Consider the following 18,877-nt stretch of genomic DNA (forward strand, 5'->3'; position numbering starts at 1 on the left):
AGCTCTAGTCTGAACACGCAGGCCCAGGGCAAACCACGCCTCGGTGACGAGGCCCGCGCATTGCATGCGCGAAGTAGAGAAAGGATCTCGGACGAACCTAGGCGCCAGCGACGTTGATGAGCTCGCATCCCGACGACGACGTGCGCGCAGCGCAGCCGAAGGCGTCCCACCACTGACCTGGTTGAAACGCTGTACCCGAGTCCGTCTTGGGGATCGTCCAAAAGTCGTGCCGCGCGAGGCACAGGTTCTGACTCACATGGCGTAGCAGGGTGGAACGGCCGACCACCATCGCAGGCGTCCAAAGCCGTTTGAACCCCTGCCGCCGTGGAATTGATGGCCAGCGGCAACGACGCGCTTTTCTGCCTACTCTTTTGTCGCTCGGACAAAAGAGTAGGTCGCCGGCTACGCCGGCGAAACAGCAGCGCATGCCAAGAGCGATAACCGGGCCTTAACCGCAATCTACCCGCCGGCTACGCCGGCGAAACAGCGGCGCCCGCCAAGAACGATAACCCTTCCAGTTCGTCGGAGGGAACCCACCAAAAAAACGCAGCACAACCTCCCTTCGAAGCCGCGCTGCGCGATAGCCCATCCAAGCGACGCTTACTGTGCTGCAGCCTTGTCAGGCGTTGCCTTCTTGGTGTGCTTCTGGGCGTGCGTCTTGTCCTTGTGGGCGCTCTTCTGTACCTTGGCGGGTTCCTTCGACTCTGGCGCGGCGGCAGGCGCTTGCGCATACGCTCCAGCGGCGAACAGGCCCAGGGTCAGGATGGCAAGTACTTTCTTCATTGTCGGTCTCCGGCAGGACGCGCGATATTGCGCGTTGCCTGTAAAAACGTCGGGCGCACGCGCGCTGTTGACGTGTCCGGCATCGGACTGTGTAACCGATTATTTCCGCGAAACCGCAACGATTGCGATGCCGCAAGACCTCGTCGATGTGATTTAACGTTCGCAGCATCCTGCCGATAAAGAAGGCACCCCTAATATTCATGAATCGTACGAACGTGGCCCCCCGTGACGTGCGGCAATCCGCAATGAATCCGTCAACTGGAGAACCACCATGAGTACGATTGAAGCCACCGCGGCAAGCCCGCTTGTCCCACTCACCCAGGATGCCGCCCTCCCGGCGAGCGCCGACGACGTGGCCGCAGCCACCAGCAGCGATGCCACCGATATGCCGGGCATCGTCGTCGCGCGGCCAAGCACCGACGTCCATATCTCGATGTCGGGCAGCGCGCTGTCTGCCACGCGCAGCACCAAAGAGGCAGCCTCCAAGGACAGCGATATCGACAACAGCAACCTGCCCGACAACGTCAAGAAGCTGATCAAGCGCATGCGCGAGTTGCGCGAGAAGCTGGAGCAGAAAGCCCAGGAACTGCAGGAACTCAGCCACAGCACGGCCGGCAGTCCCGAGCAGCGCCGCATGCGGATCGAAGCGCTGCGCGCTGAAGTCGGCGCACTGACTGCCGCCATGAGCAAGGTCGGCGCCGACCTTGCTCAGGCCACGCGCCAGTTCACCAGCGACGAGCAGAAGCTGGTGGGCAGCCTGGTGATGGGCTGAAGCCTGTCCTAGTTGGGCTCTACGCGGGCCCGTTTCATGACATCGAGCCACTTGGCGCTTTCGGTCGCACTGAAGCGCGCGAATTCTTCCGCCGTCAGGTGGCTCGGCACCACGCCGTAGGACTGCATGCGCTGTTGCACCGCCGGCAAGGCGGAGGCATCGCGCATTGCCTGGTTGAGGCGGCTGACCGTCGCGGCCGGCGTGCCCTTTGGCGCCCACAGCGCGTACCACGACGACACATCGAAATCCGGGATCGCAGTCTCGGCAATGGTCGGCACTTCCGGCAACAACTCGAGACGCTTCTTCGATGTCACGGCCAGGGCACGCAGCTTGCCCGCCTTGATCAGCGGCAACGCGCTGGCGACCGACGCATAGAGGATGTCGACGTGACCACCGGCCACATCGGTCATGGCCTGCCCGGTGCCGTTGTACGGCACATGCGCGATATTGACGTTGGTGCGCAGGTTGACCAGTTCGCCCACAAGATGCGGCAGTGACCCCAGCCCGCCCGATGCGAACGACAGCTTGCCGGGCTTCTCGCGCGCCTGCTCGAGCATGCCCTTGAAGCTCGTGATGCCCGATTCCGGCGACACGACCACCACCATCGGCGCAAAGCCGAACACACCGACCGGCGCAAAGTCCTTGAGCGGATCGAACGGCAGCGTGCGGAACATGCCCGGGTACATCACCTGGATCGACGCGTTCATCAGGCCCGTATAGCCGTCCGGCTTGCTGCGCGCCACTTCGCGCGCACCGGTCGTGCCCGCCGCGCCGGGCTTGGATTCGATCACCAGCGGCTGCCCGAGCAGCTCGCCCATCTCGGTCGACAGCATGCGGCCGAAGGTCTCGGTCGAAGACCCAGCGTTGTACGGCGAGATGATGCGGATGGGCCGGCTTGGAAACGCGTCGGCGGCATGGACGAGCTGCGGGCCGAGCATGGCAAGCGCCGCGGCGGAAATCAGGCGGAAGGACTTCAGGGTCATGCGTGTCTCCTTGGTGATCTGCGGCGCCGTCTTGCGCGGGCCGTGCTGTCTTTCACGGAATACCCTGCCCCCGGATTCAGGGGCGCTTCGATCAGGCTGTACTACGCGTCATTGCGCTTCCTCCGCACGCGTGCCGCGCAGCCGTGGCGCGATACGCCATTCGAAGCAGTCGTCGCCAAGGTCGAAGCGGCGCGTGACGGTCAGCGCAAGGCGCCGGTTGTGTGTGGACAACGCGCCTTCCAGCAACTCGTTCCACGCTTCGAAGGCTGCATGGTGCAGCGACGGCACGCCTGCCATCAGCTTCCAGCCGAACTGGCGTACCGCGATGGCGCCGTCTTCTTCCGCCAGCACAGCCTCGTCACCCTGCGCGCGCGCCAGCGCCACCATGAAGCGGCCGAAATCGCGCGCATCGCCCTGGTCAGGCATGCCCAGCGCGGCGGCCGTTTCGCTATAGAACTGCATGCCGATCAGTCGTCCGGTCATGCCGCCGAGGTAGATCGCGTCCTGCGGACCGAACAGCGCGATCAGCTCGGGCAGCGCGGTGCGCATGTATTCCATCGCGTAGTTGCGGCGGGCCTTCTGCACGCGTTCCTCGGGCCAGTCGGCGGTCAGCAGGCGTGGCGCGAGCGCCGGATCAAAGTCCGGTGCCTCCTCTCCGCGCGCAAAGCGCAGACGTTCTTCGGGTTCGAGCGCGTGGTCGTATTCGCAGTAGTAGCCTTCCAGCCCTGGCTGCCCGTCCATGGTCTGCTTGGTGCAGACAAAGCCGAGCTTCGGCTCACCGAGCGACACGCCGTTATGCGCATGCCAGCCGCGCAGCACCGCGCGCGACACTTCGCCGGGGATCGCGCAGATCGCCGTGCCGTGCCACGCCCAGCGCGGGGGCGGATAGCGGACCCATACCTTGCGCGGCGATTCCTCGATGTACTCCACGCGCACGCCGCCGATCGCATTCGACAGGTAGTGGTAACGCGCGGCCGCCACGGCCGGCGGCAACCCGGTCAGCCCAAGCTTTTCGAGCCCCGGCAGGAAGCGCTCGTGATGCTGGCGGCGGAAGATATTGAAGACCAGATCCGCCGCCTCGCGCGTGCTGCGTCGGGTCACGGTAGTCATGACAAGCCCGGTGAAATACGCGTGGTACCAGTTGGCCACGGCGGACCAGCGCGCGGCGTCGGTGACGGGGACAGCTTGGACTTGCTCGGACATGAACACTCCCGGTAGGAAGGGGGATGGACGCGCGGTGCAGCAGCCTCCGCGCGCAAGACTAAAACGGAAAGGGATTGCAGGCGCTTGCGGATCAGCCGGCTGGATCCGGATGGAATGGCTGGCGCAGGCCGCCCACCACGAACGACGCGAGATGCGTGGCAATGCGCTCGCGGTCCTCGGCAGTTTCGCCGGGGCGCGGCTGGTACCACATGGTGGTCCAGTTGATCGCGCCGAACAGCGGCTTGACCGCTAGCCGCGGGTTCTGCTGCGGCAGGTCGCCTGCTTCGACCGCCTGCGTGATCATGCGCACGAACAGCTTTTCGTAGCGGTCGCGCAACTGGATCACATCGTTGAGGCGCGCGCGCTGTTCTTCGTTGACGCGGCCCATCAACTGCGCTTCCAGCCCCTGCACCGCCACGCGCTGGTAGGACAGATGCTTCATCACCTGCAGCGAGTGCGCATGCGCCATGCGGTAGAGGCGTTCCACTGCCGGCACGTTCTTCTGCGCGGCAATCGGCTCGACCGTCTCGATGTTCATTTCCATCACGCGGCGGTACACGGCGACGAACAGGTCGGCCTTGCTGCGGTAGTGATAGTAGATGCTGCCCTTGGTGACACCGAGCACATCGCCGATGTAGTCGAGCGAGGTGGCGTCGTACCCCTGCTGGTTGAAGGCGTCGGCGGCGGCGTCGAGGATCTCGGAGACCCGGCTCGGGGCTTCGCGCGACGGCGCGGCGGTCGATGGTTTGGACATCGGCAAATGCGTTCCTGGCTCGTTGTTCAGATCAACATACTACCCAGTAGGTTATGGATCGAAGGCATACCAGTCAAGGTATTCAGGGTATCCACCTAGCTATCAACAGGCATCGTCCCGGCTTTACATACTACCCAGTAGGTTGTAGCCTTTCTTCGCAGAATTCCAACATCAGGAGGAGGCACACATGCGACATAGCTTCACCCCGCTCGGCCAGCGAGACAGTCTCGACTGGCCGTTCTTCGACGCGGAGCACGGCGCGTTCATGCAGACCGTGGATGCCTTTGCAGACTCCGGCGTGCTCGACAACGTCGATCACCGCGACGTCGATGCATCGTGCCGAAAGCTGGTAGCCGAGCTGGGCCGGGCCGGTCTGTTGCGTGCCTGCGTCGAGGGTGGATACGGCGGCTTCGGGCCATCGATCGAATCGCGTCGGCTTACGCTGGCGCGCGAAGGCCTCGCCTATCGCGATGGCCTCGCGGATTTCGCGCTCGCCATGCAGGGGCTCGGCAGTGGGCCGATTGCGCTTGCGGGTAGCCCTGAACTGAAGCGCGAGGTGTTGCCACGCGTGGTGCGCGGCGAACTCATTCCTGCCTTTGCGTTGTCGGAAGCCGGCGCCGGCTCGGATGCCGGCGCGATGACCTGCGCTGCCGTGCGTGACGGCGACAGCTTCGTGGTCAATGGCGAAAAGACGTGGATCTCCAACGGTGGCATTGCCGACCTGTACGTGCTGTTCGCGCGCACCGGCGAGGCACCGGGCACGCGCGGCATCTCGGCCTTTGTCGTGTATCCGGATGACCCCGGTTTTTCGATTTCCGAGCGCATCGACGTGATGGCGCCTCACCCACTCGCCACGCTGCGCTTCACGGATATGCGCATTCCCGCGTCCCGACTGCTCGGCGCGCCGGGCGAAGGCTTCAAGCTGGCAATGCGCACGCTAGACATCTTCCGCGTGTCGGTCGCCGGCGCGGCGCTCGGCTTTGCGCGACGCGCGATGGACGAGGCCGTGGCCCACTCGCAGTCGCGGGAGATGTTCGGCGCGCCACTGGCCGACAAGCAGCTCACGCAGGCGCGGCTGGGCGAAATGGCTACGCTGATCGATGCGGCCGCGCTGCTGACCTATCGCGCGGCATGGCGCCGCGACGTGCAAGGGCTGTCCACCACGCGCGAAGCCGCCATGGCGAAGATGGCTGCCACGGAGAACGCGCAGGCTGTGGTCGACAGCGCGGTGCAGCTGTTCGGCGCGCGCGGCGTGAAGGTGGGCGGCATCATGGAAAGCCTGTACCGCGAGATCCGCGCGCTGCGTATCTATGAAGGTGCGACCGAGGTGCAGAAACTGATCATCGCGCGCGAGACGTTGAAGGCCGGTGCAGCCCTGGGCGTGCGCCACGCATGACAGGAAGCTGACGCCCGCACGCTGCCGTGCGGGCGTTGTGTATTACAGGCTGCGCGAAATGATCTCCTTCATGATCTCCGACGTGCCGCCGTAGATGCGTTGCACCCGGCTGTCGACGAACGCACGCGCGACAGGATACTCGCGCATGAAGCCGTAGCCGCCATGCAGCTGCAGCAGTTCATCGACCGCCTGCCCTTGCGCTTCGGTCGCATAGAGCTTCGCCATGGCCGCCATGTCCGGCGACAGCTTCTTCTCGAAATGCAAGGCGATGCAGTGATCCACGAACACGCGGCACGCCACGGTCTTGGCCTTGATCTCGGCAAGCTTGAAACGCGTGTTCTGCAGGTCGAACACCGGCTGTCCGAACGCCTTGCGGCTCTTGGTATAGGCGATAGTTTCTTCGAGCATCGCTTCCATGACCGTCGGGCTACGCACAGCGATCATCAGCCGTTCCTGCGCGAGCTGGTGCATCAGGTAGCCGAAGCCCTTGCCCTCCTCGCCAAGCAGATTTGCCGCAGGTACGCGCACGTCGTCGAAGAACAGTTCGCAGGTGTCCTGCGCCTTCAGGCCGATCTTCTCCAGCAACGGCCCCTTCGTAAATCCCGGCGTGCCGGCTTCGACCACGATCAGGCTGATGCCGCGCGTGCCGGCCGACGGATCGGTCTTGCACACCACGATCACCACGTCCGAGTTGGCGCCGTTGGTGATGAAGGTCTTCTGTCCGCTCAGAACGTAGCTGTCGCCGTCGCGGCGCGCGGTGGTGCGCACGGATTTCAGGTCCGAACCGATGCCGGGCTCGGTCATCGCAATCGCGCCGATCTTCTCGCCGCGCGCCATCGCGGGCAGCCAGCGCTGCCTCTGTTCCTCGGTGCCGTAAGCGAGGATGTACGGGGCGACGATATCCGAATGCAGCGGGAAGCCAGGGCCGGAGGCCAGCACGCGCATCAGCTCCTCGATCACGACGATGGAATGGCCGAAGTCGCCGCCACCGCCGCCGTACTCTTCGGGAATCGCGCACAGCAGCAGCCCTTCGCGGCCGGCCTTGAGCCAGGTCTCGCGCGGGACTTGGCCGGTCTTCTCCCAGGCGTGGTGATGGGGCGCGATTTCGCGCTGGACGAACTTGCGAACCTGGTCGCGGAATTGTTCATGGTCTTCGCGGAGTGCGGTGCGCATGGGTCTTGTCTCTTGGTGTCTGGTTGATGTCTGGGTTCGAAAGGATCAGCGGGCGGCGCGCGCGTATTGCTCCAGCAGCACGCGCTTGTAGAGCTTGCCGTTCTCGAGCCGCGGCAGCGCCCGCACGAAATCGACGCTGCGCGGGCACTTGACGTGCGACAGACGCTGGCGGCAGAAATCGAGCAGCGCAGCACCGAACTCTGGCGAACCCTGCTGCGCAGGCTGCAGTTCGATCACGGCCTTGACCTCTTCGCCGAACTCGGGATGCGGCACGCCGATCACGGCGACGTCCGCCACGCCCGGATAGGTCGCGAGCAGGTTCTCGATTTCCTGCGGATAGATGTTCACGCCACCGGACAAGATCAGGTCGGTGCGGCGGCCCGACATGAACAGCCAGCCGTCTTCGTCGACGTGGCCGATGTCACCAAAGGTCGCGCAGCCCTCGGCGTCATACGCCGCCGCGGTCTTGGCCACGTCGTTGTGATAGGCGAAGCGCGGCGTGCCCGAGAACCAGATGCGGCCCTGCTCGCCCGGCGGCAGTTCGCGGCCTTTGTCGTCCTTGATATGGATGCGGCCAAGCAACGCGGGGCCAACCGTGCCGGGCTTGCTCAGCCATGCCTTGCTGTCGGCAGCGGTCAGGCCGATGCCTTCGGAGCCACCGTAGTACTCGTACCAGACCGGTCCCCACCAGTCGATCATGCGTTGCTTGACGTCCGGCGGGCACGGCGCTGCGGCGTGGATGGCCACGCGCATGCTCGACAGGTCGGCGCCTGCGCGCACATCGTCGGGCAGCGCGAGCATGCGGATCATCATGGTCGGCACCCACTGGCTGTGGGTCACGCGGTATTGCGCGACGAGTTCCAGTGCGCGCGCCGCGTCGAAGCGGCTCGATACGATGTTCTCGCCGCCCCAGTCGATATTGCGCATCACGCTGCGCAGCGGCGCGGCGTGGTACAGCGGCGCCATGGTCAGGTAAACGGTATCGCGGCCGAACAGGAAGAACTCGCGCCAGATCGATGCATCGTAGGCATCGCGGAAACGGTCGGCATACGGCACCAGCGCACGGCGGATGCCCTTGGGCTTGCCCGTCGTCCCCGATGAGTACAGGAAATCTCGCCCCACCACGCGCTCGGGCAGCGTGGCCCCAGCGTTGTAGCCGGCAATGGCCTGTTCGAAGCAAAGAAAACCGGCGGTCTCTCCATCGAGCAGGTACTTCGCGCCTGACCAGTCGGCCACAGCACCGGCCAGCGCCGCAGTCTTGCGCGTCGCCACCAGCAGGCGCGCGCCGCAGTCACGCAGGATGTAATCGACTTCGGCGGGGTTCAGGTGCGTGCTGACGGGCGTGTAGTACAGCCCCGCGCGGCGCGCGCCCCAGGCCAGCGCGAACAGGTCGGGATGGTTTTCCATCAGCAGCGCAATGCCGTCGCCAGGCTGCAGCCCGGTGTCGACGAGCCATTGCGCCACGATGTTCGCGCGCGCATCGAGTTCGGCATAGGTCAGCGTCGTGGCGCTATCGCCATCGACGAGGCGCACGGCGGCCTTGCCGGGCTGGACGTCGGCCCAATGGGCGAGCCGGTCCACGGTGTGCAGTGTCTCCATGTCTGCGTTGTCTCTCTCTACTTGTGTACTCGGTGGAATGCGGACCGCGCTGCGTTGGCGCGGATCTCGGCGGAATGGGTGAGTCAGTGACGGGTGCCGCGCTCCTCAGGCGTAGGTGGCGCCGGGGCGGCCGAGGCCCGCTTCGATGCTGCGCGCGAGCGCGAGCAGCCGTGGGCCAACCTCGTCCAGCAACTGGCCCGGCCGCAACTCGAAGCTGGGCACCGTGCAGGCAAACACGTAGATCTCGTCCGGCGCAGGCGAGCGCACCGGCACCGCGACTGTCTCGAGCTGTCGGTGCAGATCGCCATGGCTTACGCAGAAGCCGCGCTCGGCCAGGTCATGCTGCGCCTCCGCCAGGCGGTCGGACAACCATGCACCGTGCTCGGCATCGTCGGCACGCGTCGCTTCCAGGAAGCGCTGGCACGGCTCGGGCGGCAGCATGGCCAGGTAGGCGCGGCCCGATGCCGTGCGCGACAGCGAGATATGGCTGCCCATTGGCGGGCGCACGGTTTCGCATTCTTTGGCTTGCGCGAGCTCGATGAACACGAGATCCATCCCCGCCCCCAGTCCCAGCGTCACCTGCGCGCGCATGCGGTCGGCCAGCGCCTGCATGGGCGCAAACGCGAGCTGGCGGATATGCGCCCGCGCAAGCAGCGGCGACGCCAGGCGCGCCAGGCCCGGCGCCGGCTGGAACCGGCTTGTCATCTCGTCATAGCGCAGCAAGCCCGCCTCGCACAGCGTCGTCGCCAGGCGGAACAGCGTGGGCTTGGGCAGGCCAGTGATGGCCATCAGCTCCCGCGCGCTCAGTTCCGGCGACGCGGCACTGAAGGCCTGCAGGATGAGAATGCCCCGGGCCAGCGCGCTACCGCTGCCGGACATGCCGGCATCCGGCGCATCATCCACATTTTGAGATACGAGTTTCATTTTTGGCTCCATGAAGTCGATTATGCGTAAATCGTTTGACGATCTCAACCATTTTCGAGACACTTGTCTCAATTATTACGAGGAGACACGATGACGGAAGCGTTCATCTATGACGCCGTGCGCACCCCGCGCGGCAAGGGCAAGCCCGGCGCGGGCGCGTTGTACGAGGTCAAGCCGATCGACCTGGTGGTCACGCTGCTGGAAGCCCTGCGCGAACGGCTGCAGCTTGATCCGGCCCGCGTCGACGACCTGATCATGGGCATCAGTTCCGCCGTCGGCGACCAGGGCTCGTGCCTGCCGCGCATTGCCGCCTTGTGTGGCCCGGACGGCTGGGCTCAGGTGCCGGGCATGGCGTTGCAGCGCTTCTGCGGCGCCGGACTGGAGGCCGTGAACATGGCGGCCGAAAAAGTGCGCTCGGGCTGGTATGACCTGATCGCCGCTGGCGGCGTGGAATCGATGTCGCGCCTGGGCCTTGGCGCGTCGGGCGGCGCGTGGATCTATGACCCCGCCACCAGCCTGAAGATCGCCTATGTCCCGCAGGGATTCAGCGCCGACATGGTGGCCGCGCTCAGCGGCTTCACGCGCGACGAGCTCGACGGTTACGCGCTGCGTTCGCAGGAACTGGCGTCGCGCGCCCGGCGCGAGGGCTGGTTCGCGCGCTCGCTGGTGCCGGTACGCGATGGCAGCGGCCTGACCGTGCTCGACCACGACGAGTACATCCGCGAAGAGACCACGGCAGCCTCGCTGGCCGCGCTCAAGCCGGCATTCGGCGGCGCGTCGGCCGTGGCCAATGCGGCCGTGGCGCGCCAGCGCTATCCGGAACTCGACCGCATCGATGCCGTGCACACCGCAGGCAATTCGTCGGGCATCGTCGATGGCGCGGCGCTGGTACTCGTGGGCAGTCAACGCATGGGACAGGAACTGGGCCTGCGTCCGCGCGCGCGCATTCTCGGCACCGGACTGGCGACCGTCGATTCGACGCTGATGCTCACTGGACCCGTCCCTGCCGCGCAGAAAGCGCTGGCCAAGGCCGGGCTCTCTGCCAGCCAGATCGACCTGTTCGAGGTCAACGAAGCCTTTGCCGCGGTGCCGCTGCATTTCTCGAAGACCCTTGGCGTGCCGCTCGAAAAGATCAACGTCAACGGCGGCTCCATCGCCATGGGCCATCCGATCGGCGCGACCGGCGCCATCATCCTCGGCACCCTGCTTGATGAACTGGAACGCCGCCAGCAGCGCTATGGCGTGGCCACGCTGTGCGTGGCCGGTGGCATGGGCGTGGCCACGGTCATCGAACGCCTGTAACCGACTGCCGGAGAGAACCAGAAAGATGCAAGCCCCGATTCAGTACCAGAAGTCCGCCGACGGCATTGTCACCCTGACCTTCGATGCGCCGGACCAGAGCGTCAACACCATGACCGACGCCATGCGCCAATGCCTGGCCGAGGTGTCGGACCGACTTGTCGCCGAGAAAGACAGCATTGCCGGCGTCATCCTGACTTCGGCGAAGGACACCTTCTTCGCCGGCGGCAACCTGAACCGCATCTACGGCATGCAGCCGAAAGATGCCGACACGCTGTTTGCCGCCACCGAGGCCGGCAAACGCGCGCTGCGCCAGATCGAAACGCTGGGCAAGCCCGTGGTGGCCGCGCTCAATGGCACCGCGCTCGGCGGCGGCTTCGAGATTGCGCTGGCCTGCCACCACCGCATCGCGCTGGACAAACCCAAGGCGCAGTTCGGCCTGCCTGAAGCCACGCTCGGCCTGATGCCCGGCGCCGGCGGCGTGGTGCGCATGACGCGCCTGCTCGGCCTGGCCGCGAGCCAGCCGTACCTGCAGGACAGCAAGCTGATGTCGCCTGCGCAGGCCGTCGAAGTCGGGCTGATCCATGCGCTCGCCCCTACGCAGGAAGCCCTGCTCGAACAGGCCCGCGCCTGGATCGCGGCGCATCCCGCCAGTGCGCAGCCTTGGGACGCGAAGGGCTACGTACCGCCCGGCGGATGGAACGACAGCGACGGTGCCAAGCGCTGGATCTCGACCGCCGCCGCGCAGGTGCGCGCCAAGACCAAGGGCTGCTACCCGGCGCCCGAAGCGATCCTGTGCGCATCCGTCGAAGGCATGCAGGTCGATTTCGATACCGCGAGCCGCATCGAGACGCGCTACTTCGTGCAGATCGTCACGGGCAAGGTGTCGAAGAACATTCTCGGCACGTTCTGGTTCCGCGCCAACGAGATCAAGTCCGGGGCGCAGCGCCCGGCTGGTGTGGAGAAAGGCAAAGTCGGCAAGCTCGCCGTGCTCGGCGCCGGCATGATGGGCAAGGGCATCGCGTATGTGGCGGCGACGCGCGGCATCGATGTGTGGGTCAAGGATGCAACCGTGGAGCAGGCAGCAGGTGCACGCGACAACGCGGACAAGCTGCTCGCCAAGCGCGAGGAGAAAGGCGAGATCGACGCCGCGCAGCGCCGACAGGTCGTGGATCGCATCCATCCGGTCGCCAGCTATGACGAACTCGCGCAGGTCGATCTCGTGATCGAGGCCGTGCCGGAGAACCCGGCGCTGAAGGCCGAGATCACAGGTACCGCCGAGCCGCTGCTGTCCGACCGCGCGATCTGGGCGTCGAACACATCCACGCTGCCGATCACCGGGCTGGCGAAGGCATCGGGCCGCCCCGCCCACTTTATCGGTCTGCACTTCTTCTCGCCGGTGCACCGCATGCAGCTCGTGGAAGTCATCAAGGGCAAGGAGACCTCGAAGGAAACGCTCGCGCATGCGCTGGACTTTGTCATGCAGCTTGGCAAGACGCCGATCGTCGTCAACGACAGCCGCGGCTTCTTCACCAGCCGCGTGTTCAGCACGTTCACGCGCGAAGGCGTGGCCATGCTCGGCGAGGGCCAGGACCCCGCGGCCATCGAAGCGGCAGCGGCCTTTGCCGGCTTCCCGGTGGGGCCGCTCGCCGTGCTCGACGAAGTCAGCCTGAGCCTGTCGTACAACAACCGCCTCGAAACGCTCAAGGCGCACGCTGCCGAAGGCAATCCGCTGCCCGCGCATCCGGCTGACGCGGTCATGGAACGCATGCTCGATGAGTTCGGCCGCAAGGGCCGCGCTGCGGGCGGTGGCTTCTATGACTATCCCGCCGATGGCGCCAAGACGTTCTGGAGCGGACTCGCCCGTCATTTCGTACGGCCGGACGAACAGATGCCGCAGCAGGACAAGATGGACCGGCTGCTGTTCTGCATGGCGCTGGAATCGGTGCGCATCCTGCAGGAAGGCGTGCTGGACAGCGCGGGCGACGGCAACATCGGTTCGGTGCTCGGCATCGGCTTCCCGCGCTGGACCGGCGGCGTGTTCCAGTACCTGAACCAGTACGGCCTGAAGGAAGCCGTGGCGCGCGCCGAATACCTGGCGGAGCACTACGGCGAGCGCTTCGCGCCGCCGCGACTGCTGAAGGAGAAGGCGGCCAGCGGCGAACTGTTCTGATGAAACGGGCCGGGTTTCCGGCTCCTGACTGCTGACACCTCCCCTCCGAATACCAACTGTTTGCTCCCCTCCCCCGCCTGCGGGAGAGGGGCTGGGGGAGAGGGCAGGCGCATGCCAAGTACGATAGCGCCTCACTTCGTGGTGACTCCTGCCCTCTCCCCCGCCCCTCTCCCATTTATGGGAGAGGGGAGCAAACACATGAAGCTCTTTCTTCATTAGCAGTCAGACCGGCGTTCCCGGCCCAGCGAAATCGAACATAGACAACCGGACATACCGGAGGAGACATCGATGAAGCCATTCAAGACCTGGGGCCTCGCCCTGGCCACGCTCGCTTTCACCGCTTCGGCCAGCGCGGCAGACTACCCTTCCCGCCCGATCCGGCTCGTGGTGCCGTACGCCGCTGGCGGCACCATCGACCTGATGGCGCGCATGATCGGTCCCAAGCTCCATGCCGCGCTGGGCCAGCCCGTCGTGGTGGAAAACCGCCCGGGCGCGGGCACCATGATCGGCGCCGATGCCGTCGCGCGCGCGGAACCCGACGGCTACACGCTGTTCCTGGGTTCCAATGCGGCGTTCACCATCAGCCCGCAGGTGATGCCCAATGTTCCGTATGACCCGCTGCGCAGCTTTGCGGCAATCGGCACGCTCGCTTCGTTCCCCAACCTGATCCTCGTGCCGCCGCAGTCGCCGTACAAGACCATCGCGGACGTGGTGCAGGCCGCGCAGAAGGCACCGGGCAAGATCAGCTATGCCTCGTTCGGCGTGGGCAGCACCGCGCAATTGTCGGGCGAGGCGATCAAGGTGGCATCGGGTGCCGATATCGTCGAAGTGCCGTACAAGAGCGGCGCGCAGTGCGTGCAGGCGGTGCTGTCCGGCGAGGTCACCTTTGCCTTTGACACCGCGATCGGATCAGTGCAGCGCGTGAAGTCCGGCCAGTTGCGCGCGCTGGCCGCAACCTCAAATGGACGCCTGCCTGACCTGCCGCAGGTGCCGGGCATCACGGAAGCCGGCTATCCCGGCGCGGAAGTGATTGCATGGGTCGGCATGTTCGCGCCAGCCGCGACGCCGCCGGCCACGCGCACAGTGTTGAGCAATGCCGTGCGCAAGCTGATGAATGATCCCGACGTGAAGCGCCAGTTCGCCAATCTCGGCGTACAGGCCAGCTTTGTCGACAGCGACACGACCATGCAGATGATGCGCAGCGAGTATGTGCGATTCGGCAAGCTGGTCGAACAGGCAAAGATCCGCGTGAACTGAAGGCGCCACGTGCGGGCACCAACCCGGGGCCCGCCGCGCAGTTCCCGGATGTGACCGCCGCTTGGCAAAGGGGCGCCTCTCTCCGCCACGGCTCCGGAAATCGCCTAGTCTGGAAATTGGGCATCATCCCGGGGACATACCGTGGCAGCAGCCAGATCCACCCGACAAACCAGCAAGCACCGCCGCCACGGCCGCCATGCGCGCCGCTGGTCCAAACAGGTGAGCGAACGCAGTGACGCGCTCGACCTCGAACCCGACATCTTCAAGCACACCGACCCGAAAGAGATTGCCGCTTCGCTGAAGCGCTCGGCCGAACACAGCCGCCGGCGCAAGGGCACGGCGTACCAGTCGGCGATGTCGATGCTCAATTTCTACATCAACCGCGCAGGCCGCAATCTGACCAAGACGCAGCGCGCCACGTTGCAACGTGCCAAGGGCAAGCTGCGCGAGGCCTTCGGCCGCACGGCGTGACCGCAGAGCAGGAGAATCCATGGATACCGCAAGCGAATTGCAGGCCACGGTGAAGGCGATGGTGCAGCCGGGCAAGGGACTGCTCGCGGCCGATGAAAGCGGCCCGACCATTGCCAAGCGCTTCACCACGATCGGCGTGGAATCGAACGAAGAGAACCGCCGCGCGTGGCGCAGTTTGCTGCTGTCCACGCCGGGACTTGGCGCACATATCAGCGGCGTGATCCTGTACGAGGAAACGCTCGGCCAGCGCGCCGACGACGGCACGCCGCTGCCCGAGCTTTGCGCGCGCCAGGGCATCGTGCCCGGCATCAAGGTAGACAAGGGCAAGGTGCCACTCGTGAACGCGCCCGGCGACGAGATCACCGAAGGGCTGGATGGACTGCCAAAGCGACTGGAGGCCTACCGCCAGCAAGGCGCGCGCTTTGCAAAGTGGCGCGCAGTGTTCAACGTGTCGGACACCCTGCCGAGCGCGCTGGCAGTACAGGCCAATGCGCAGGTGCTCGCCGCGTATGCGGCAATCTGCCAGGCGTCGGGTATCGTGCCGATCGTGGAACCCGAGGTGCTGATGGATGGCGATCATGGGATGGCGCGCTCCGCAGCGGTGACGGAGCGCGTGCTCCATGCGGTGTTCCACGCGTTGCATCGCTATGGGGTCGTGCTCGAACACATGGTGCTCAAGCCGAGCATGGTCATCGCGGGCAAGAAATGCGCGCAGCAGTCATCCGTGCAAGACGTGGCAACCGAAACGGTGCGTGTGCTGAAGCGCACGGTCCCCGGTGCAGTAGCTGGCATCTTCTTTCTGTCTGGCGGACAGACACCAGAACAGGCGACGGCGAACCTGGACGCCATGAACCGGCTCGGTCCGCTGCCGTGGCCGCTGAGCTTCTCCTACGGCCGCGCGCTGCAGGAGCCGCCGCTGGCGGCATGGCGCGGACAGGCGTCGAACGTCGGCCAGGCACAGCAGGCGCTGCTGCGCAGGTCGCTGCTGAACGGCAAGGCTTGTCAGGGACAGTACGAGGCAGCGCAGGAGACGATGGAAAAAGTGGGGTAAAGCCACGGGGCGGCCAGGGCTAGGCGCCAGGCCCCCGCCGCTTGCGCCCGGTCACCATGGCCAGCACCAGATTCTCTTTCCCGGCCACGCTGAACACGATGGCGGCCACCACGTGCAGGAAGATCAGCGCCATCAGCATATCGGCAAGCACCGCGTGGATATCGACTGGCCAGTCTTCGCCCCAGAGCGCATCGAGCCGCGACATCCAGCCCGTGACGGCCAGCGCGAGGATCAGTGCCCACATCAGCAGCATCATGACGGCGCCGAGCGGTGTGTGGCTCAGGAAGCGTGGTGCGCGGCGCCGCACCAGCGCCCTCGTGTAGGCGAGCACGCCGGCCGGGCGCGGCACCCACGCGCGGAAGCGCGCATGTTCGCTGCCGACAAACCCCCACAGGATGCGCAACAGCACGAGACCGGCAGCCACATAACCGAGCACGCGGTGCAGGCGGCCGCCGGAATCGTCGATCAGGTCCCAGAACACGATAGCCGCCACGCTCCAGTGCGTGACGCGCACGACCACGTCCCAGACGCGGACCGGTTCGTGGTCCTGCATGGCGGTACTGGAAACGATGAAGCCGCTACTGTTACTTCTCGATCTCCGACTTCACGATCTCCAGGCTCTTGGTATCGAAGTAGATCTCTGCCTTCTTGCCTTCCTTGGTGGTGCCGTAGATCTCGTAGCAGTTGCCATCCACCTTGAACTTCTTGATGACATAGCCCTGCGCCTCGATCTTGGCGCGCGCGTCAGCTTCCTTCATCCATTCGGCCTTGGGGTGGGCCACGCATTTGGCGCTGGCGAGCGCACCGGTGGAGACCGTGGAGACCGCGGCGGCCACGGCGAAGGCGAGGATCTTGAGCATGGAAATCTCCGGCAGAGCACCCGGCATGGGCGACGGAATGATCGTAGGCTTAAACAGGAACTATTCTCAATACCGGGTTTCCCTATGTTGCCTTCAACCGATTTCTTTCCGCCGCACCCTGCCCGCCTGGTGACCTGGTCGATACCGCCTCAGAGCCCCAGATCCGACAGCCCCGGATGATCATCCGGACGGCGGCCGAGCGGCCAGCGGAACTTGCGCTCCGACTCCTTGATCGGCATGTCGTTGATGCTGGCGTAACGGTTGACCATCAGGCCGTCCTCCCCGAATTCCCAGTTCTCGTTGCCGTACGAACGGAACCAGTTGCCCGAGTCATCGTGCCATTCATAGGCATAGCGCACGGCGATACGGTTGCCGCCGAAGGCCCACAACTCCTTGATGAGCCGGTAGTCGAGTTCCTTTTTCCACTTGCGCTCCAGGAAGCCACGCGCCTCGTCGCGGCCGTTGGCGAATTCGGCGCGGTTGCGCCAGCGCGTGTCGAGGCTGTAGGCGAGAGACACCTTCGCGGCATCGCGCGTGTTCCAGCCATCTTCGGCAAGACGGACTTTCTCGATGGCGGTTTCGCGCGTGAACGGCGGAAGTGGCGGACGGGTTTCGGCGTTGGAAGACATGGGAGCACCTCAGTGGTGGGAGGAAGATGGCCCGTTGGCGGACCGGGAAGCTTCAAGCAGCAGGGCCGCAGCCCTGCCCGCACTGTCGGCGGCGTCGGCATCGCCGCTGACCAGCGCGACGGCGGTGGCGCCGTCGATCAGGACAAGCAGTTGCCGTGCGGCTTCCTTCGGATCGGGCAGGCCGCACGCCTGTGTGAGTTCGTTCAGGTAGTCGAGCAGTCGCTGCTTGTGGAAGCGCGACACCGCGCGGATCTCGCTGTCCGGGTCTTCCGTCTCGCCTGCCGCGTTGATGAAGGCGCAGCCGTGGAAGCCCTCCGACTCGAACCATTGGCGCAGTGTCGGGAAGATCGACATCACGCGATCAAACGGATCGTCCGTTGGCGGCGTCGAACGGATGAACCACGCCATCCAGCGCCCATCGCGATTCAGCAACGCTGCCGCGACCAGCGCTTCCTTGGTGGGATAGAGCCGGTAGATGCTCTTGCGGGCCACGCCGGATGCTTTGACGATGGCGTCCATACCGGTGGCGTGGATGCCGCCGGAATAGACGAGTTGCTCGGTGGCTTCGAGCAGTCGGGTTTCGATGGAGGAGTCGTCGGACATGGTGTAATCCCCGGGGAGAATGATCGTTCTCCGATAGGATCCATGGTAGAACGATCATTCTCCGGAGTCAACGGGAAATTACCGACAAACCAAGCGCGGCGGCGTCACCGCCTCTCAGCAGGAATATTCAGGAATACGGTGAGCTATGTCCGCAAGGCGTCTTGCCCGCGCAGCAAGGCCGCGACAATGGGGTCCACACTGGACTCCACCCGGTGAATCGGCCCGGCCACCGACATCCCGTACACAGCGCCCCCGATTTCAACAGGCACCGCAATCGCCCCCAGGTCCGGGAATGATTCACCGAAGTTCGGATACCAGCCCTGCTGCTGCCACTGAGCGATCTCGCGCTCCAGCGCCTCGCGTGAGGTCACGGTACGTTCGGTGCGGGGCTGGAACGAGACCTTCGCCAACGCGGCGTCGCGCACCGCGTCCGGCATGGCGCCCAGGATCGCGCGGCCGATCGAATTGATATGCACGTCGCGCAGTTCACCCGGCGTGGCGGTATAGCGCACAGGATTCTGTGACTCGCGCACTTCCAGGTACAGTACACGCCCGTCATCCTGCAGCTTGCCGAAGATGACGGTTTCGCCAGTTGCGTCGCGCAGCGTTTCGAGCACGGGCTGCACGCGCTCGAGCAACGGGTCGTTGCGCGAGATACGCTGCGCGATATTGAGCAACCGGCTGGTCGGATAGTAGCCCTGCCGGCGCCCGGTTTCGTAGAGATAGCCGAGCGATGCAAGCGTGCGGATGAGCCCGAGGCAGCTCGACATCGGCGCGCCGAGCAGCTTCGCGAGTTCCGTCAGCGTGAGCGAACGCCCTTCGCGCGCGTAGATCTCCATGATCTCGATCACGCGCAGCGCCGTCTTCACGCTGGCCTGCCCTGCCTTTTCGCCCGTCTCGGATTCCGCCATCTCCTGTTCCTGTCAGCCTTGCCGTGCGCGGATTGT

At 65.4% G+C, this 18,877-nt stretch carries 19 protein-coding genes; 7 read left to right on the top strand and 12 right to left on the bottom strand.

Features of this window, described 5'->3' with window-relative positions; translation table 11 throughout:
• Positions 1 to 600: 600 nt before the first annotated feature.
• Complete coding sequence (locus KHO41_RS14095) at positions 601 to 783, bottom strand: hypothetical protein (protein ID WP_211953896.1); 183 nt, start codon at positions 781 to 783, stop codon at positions 601 to 603.
• A gap of 271 nt (positions 784 to 1,054) precedes the next feature.
• On the opposite strand from KHO41_RS14095, the gene KHO41_RS14100 reads away from it, so the two are divergent.
• Positions 1,055 to 1,555, top strand: a complete 501-nt coding sequence (locus KHO41_RS14100) for a hypothetical protein (protein WP_211953897.1) — start codon at positions 1,055 to 1,057, stop codon at positions 1,553 to 1,555.
• 8 nt (positions 1,556 to 1,563) lie between these two features.
• Here KHO41_RS14100 and KHO41_RS14105 read toward each other — a convergent pair whose 3' ends face one another.
• The 3 genes from KHO41_RS14105 to KHO41_RS14115 all read right to left on the bottom strand — a co-directional run bounded on the left by KHO41_RS14105 (position 1,564) and on the right by KHO41_RS14115 (position 4,495).
• Complete coding sequence (locus KHO41_RS14105) at positions 1,564 to 2,538, bottom strand: Bug family tripartite tricarboxylate transporter substrate binding protein (RefSeq protein WP_211953898.1); 975 nt, start codon at positions 2,536 to 2,538, stop codon at positions 1,564 to 1,566.
• Between the two features lie 108 nt (positions 2,539 to 2,646).
• Positions 2,647 to 3,741 (bottom strand): hypothetical protein, encoded by a 1,095-nt coding sequence (locus tag KHO41_RS14110; protein ID WP_211953899.1) that lies wholly within the window; start codon positions 3,739 to 3,741, stop codon positions 2,647 to 2,649.
• Positions 3,742 to 3,832: 91 nt separating this feature from the next.
• A complete protein-coding gene (locus tag KHO41_RS14115) occupies positions 3,833 to 4,495 on the bottom strand; it encodes a TetR/AcrR family transcriptional regulator (protein WP_211953900.1) in 663 nt (220 codons plus the stop codon).
• Positions 4,496 to 4,682: 187 nt separating this feature from the next.
• Between KHO41_RS14115 and KHO41_RS14120 the strand changes: the two genes are divergently transcribed.
• Positions 4,683 to 5,891, top strand: a complete 1,209-nt coding sequence (locus KHO41_RS14120) for an acyl-CoA dehydrogenase family protein (RefSeq protein ID WP_211953901.1) — start codon at positions 4,683 to 4,685, stop codon at positions 5,889 to 5,891.
• 42 nt (positions 5,892 to 5,933) lie between these two features.
• On the opposite strand, the gene KHO41_RS14125 is transcribed toward KHO41_RS14120, so the two are convergent.
• From KHO41_RS14125 to KHO41_RS14135, 3 genes are all read right to left on the bottom strand, one after another.
• On the bottom strand, positions 5,934 to 7,064 hold the full coding sequence (locus KHO41_RS14125; RefSeq protein WP_211953902.1) for an acyl-CoA dehydrogenase family protein: 1,131 nt from the start codon (positions 7,062 to 7,064) through the stop codon (positions 5,934 to 5,936).
• A gap of 45 nt (positions 7,065 to 7,109) precedes the next feature.
• A complete protein-coding gene (locus KHO41_RS14130) occupies positions 7,110 to 8,663 on the bottom strand; it encodes an AMP-binding protein (protein WP_211953903.1) in 1,554 nt (517 codons plus the stop codon).
• 105 nt (positions 8,664 to 8,768) lie between these two features.
• A complete protein-coding gene (locus KHO41_RS14135; RefSeq protein WP_244873841.1) occupies positions 8,769 to 9,587 on the bottom strand; it encodes an IclR family transcriptional regulator in 819 nt (272 codons plus the stop codon).
• 90 nt (positions 9,588 to 9,677) lie between these two features.
• On the opposite strand from KHO41_RS14135, the gene KHO41_RS14140 reads away from it, so the two are divergent.
• From KHO41_RS14140 to KHO41_RS14160, 5 genes are all read left to right on the top strand, one after another.
• Positions 9,678 to 10,889 carry an acetyl-CoA C-acetyltransferase gene (locus KHO41_RS14140; protein WP_211953904.1) on the top strand — a complete coding sequence of 404 codons (1,212 nt, stop codon included), beginning with the start codon at positions 9,678 to 9,680 and terminating at the stop codon, positions 10,887 to 10,889.
• A 25-nt stretch (positions 10,890 to 10,914) separates the two neighbouring features.
• Complete coding sequence (locus KHO41_RS14145) at positions 10,915 to 13,059, top strand: 3-hydroxyacyl-CoA dehydrogenase NAD-binding domain-containing protein (protein WP_211953905.1); 2,145 nt, start codon at positions 10,915 to 10,917, stop codon at positions 13,057 to 13,059.
• 288 nt (positions 13,060 to 13,347) lie between these two features.
• Positions 13,348 to 14,316 (top strand): Bug family tripartite tricarboxylate transporter substrate binding protein, encoded by a 969-nt coding sequence (locus KHO41_RS14150; protein ID WP_211953906.1) that lies wholly within the window; start codon positions 13,348 to 13,350, stop codon positions 14,314 to 14,316.
• A 141-nt stretch (positions 14,317 to 14,457) separates the two neighbouring features.
• Positions 14,458 to 14,787, top strand: coding sequence for a DUF3175 domain-containing protein (locus KHO41_RS14155; protein ID WP_211953907.1), 330 nt, complete (start codon positions 14,458 to 14,460; stop codon positions 14,785 to 14,787).
• A 19-nt stretch (positions 14,788 to 14,806) separates the two neighbouring features.
• A complete protein-coding gene (locus KHO41_RS14160; protein ID WP_211953908.1) occupies positions 14,807 to 15,838 on the top strand; it encodes a class I fructose-bisphosphate aldolase in 1,032 nt (343 codons plus the stop codon).
• 19 nt (positions 15,839 to 15,857) lie between these two features.
• Here the strand turns inward: KHO41_RS14160 and KHO41_RS14165 are convergent, their stop codons facing one another.
• From KHO41_RS14165 to KHO41_RS14185, 5 genes are all read right to left on the bottom strand, one after another.
• Positions 15,858 to 16,391, bottom strand: a complete 534-nt coding sequence (locus tag KHO41_RS14165; RefSeq protein ID WP_211953909.1) for a cytochrome b/b6 domain-containing protein — start codon at positions 16,389 to 16,391, stop codon at positions 15,858 to 15,860.
• Positions 16,392 to 16,422: 31 nt separating this feature from the next.
• Complete coding sequence (locus tag KHO41_RS14170; protein WP_211953910.1) at positions 16,423 to 16,698, bottom strand: PepSY domain-containing protein; 276 nt, start codon at positions 16,696 to 16,698, stop codon at positions 16,423 to 16,425.
• A 149-nt stretch (positions 16,699 to 16,847) separates the two neighbouring features.
• Positions 16,848 to 17,327 (bottom strand): nuclear transport factor 2 family protein, encoded by a 480-nt coding sequence (locus KHO41_RS14175; RefSeq protein ID WP_211953911.1) that lies wholly within the window; start codon positions 17,325 to 17,327, stop codon positions 16,848 to 16,850.
• Between the two features lie 9 nt (positions 17,328 to 17,336).
• A complete protein-coding gene (locus tag KHO41_RS14180; RefSeq protein ID WP_211953912.1) occupies positions 17,337 to 17,930 on the bottom strand; it encodes a TetR/AcrR family transcriptional regulator in 594 nt (197 codons plus the stop codon).
• Between the two features lie 143 nt (positions 17,931 to 18,073).
• On the bottom strand, positions 18,074 to 18,841 hold the full coding sequence (locus tag KHO41_RS14185; protein ID WP_211953913.1) for an IclR family transcriptional regulator: 768 nt from the start codon (positions 18,839 to 18,841) through the stop codon (positions 18,074 to 18,076).
• Positions 18,842 to 18,877: the final 36 nt, after the last annotated feature.

Source organism: Cupriavidus numazuensis, assembly GCF_905397435.1.
In the GTDB taxonomy this organism is placed as follows: Bacteria; Pseudomonadota; Gammaproteobacteria; order Burkholderiales; family Burkholderiaceae; genus Cupriavidus; species Cupriavidus numazuensis.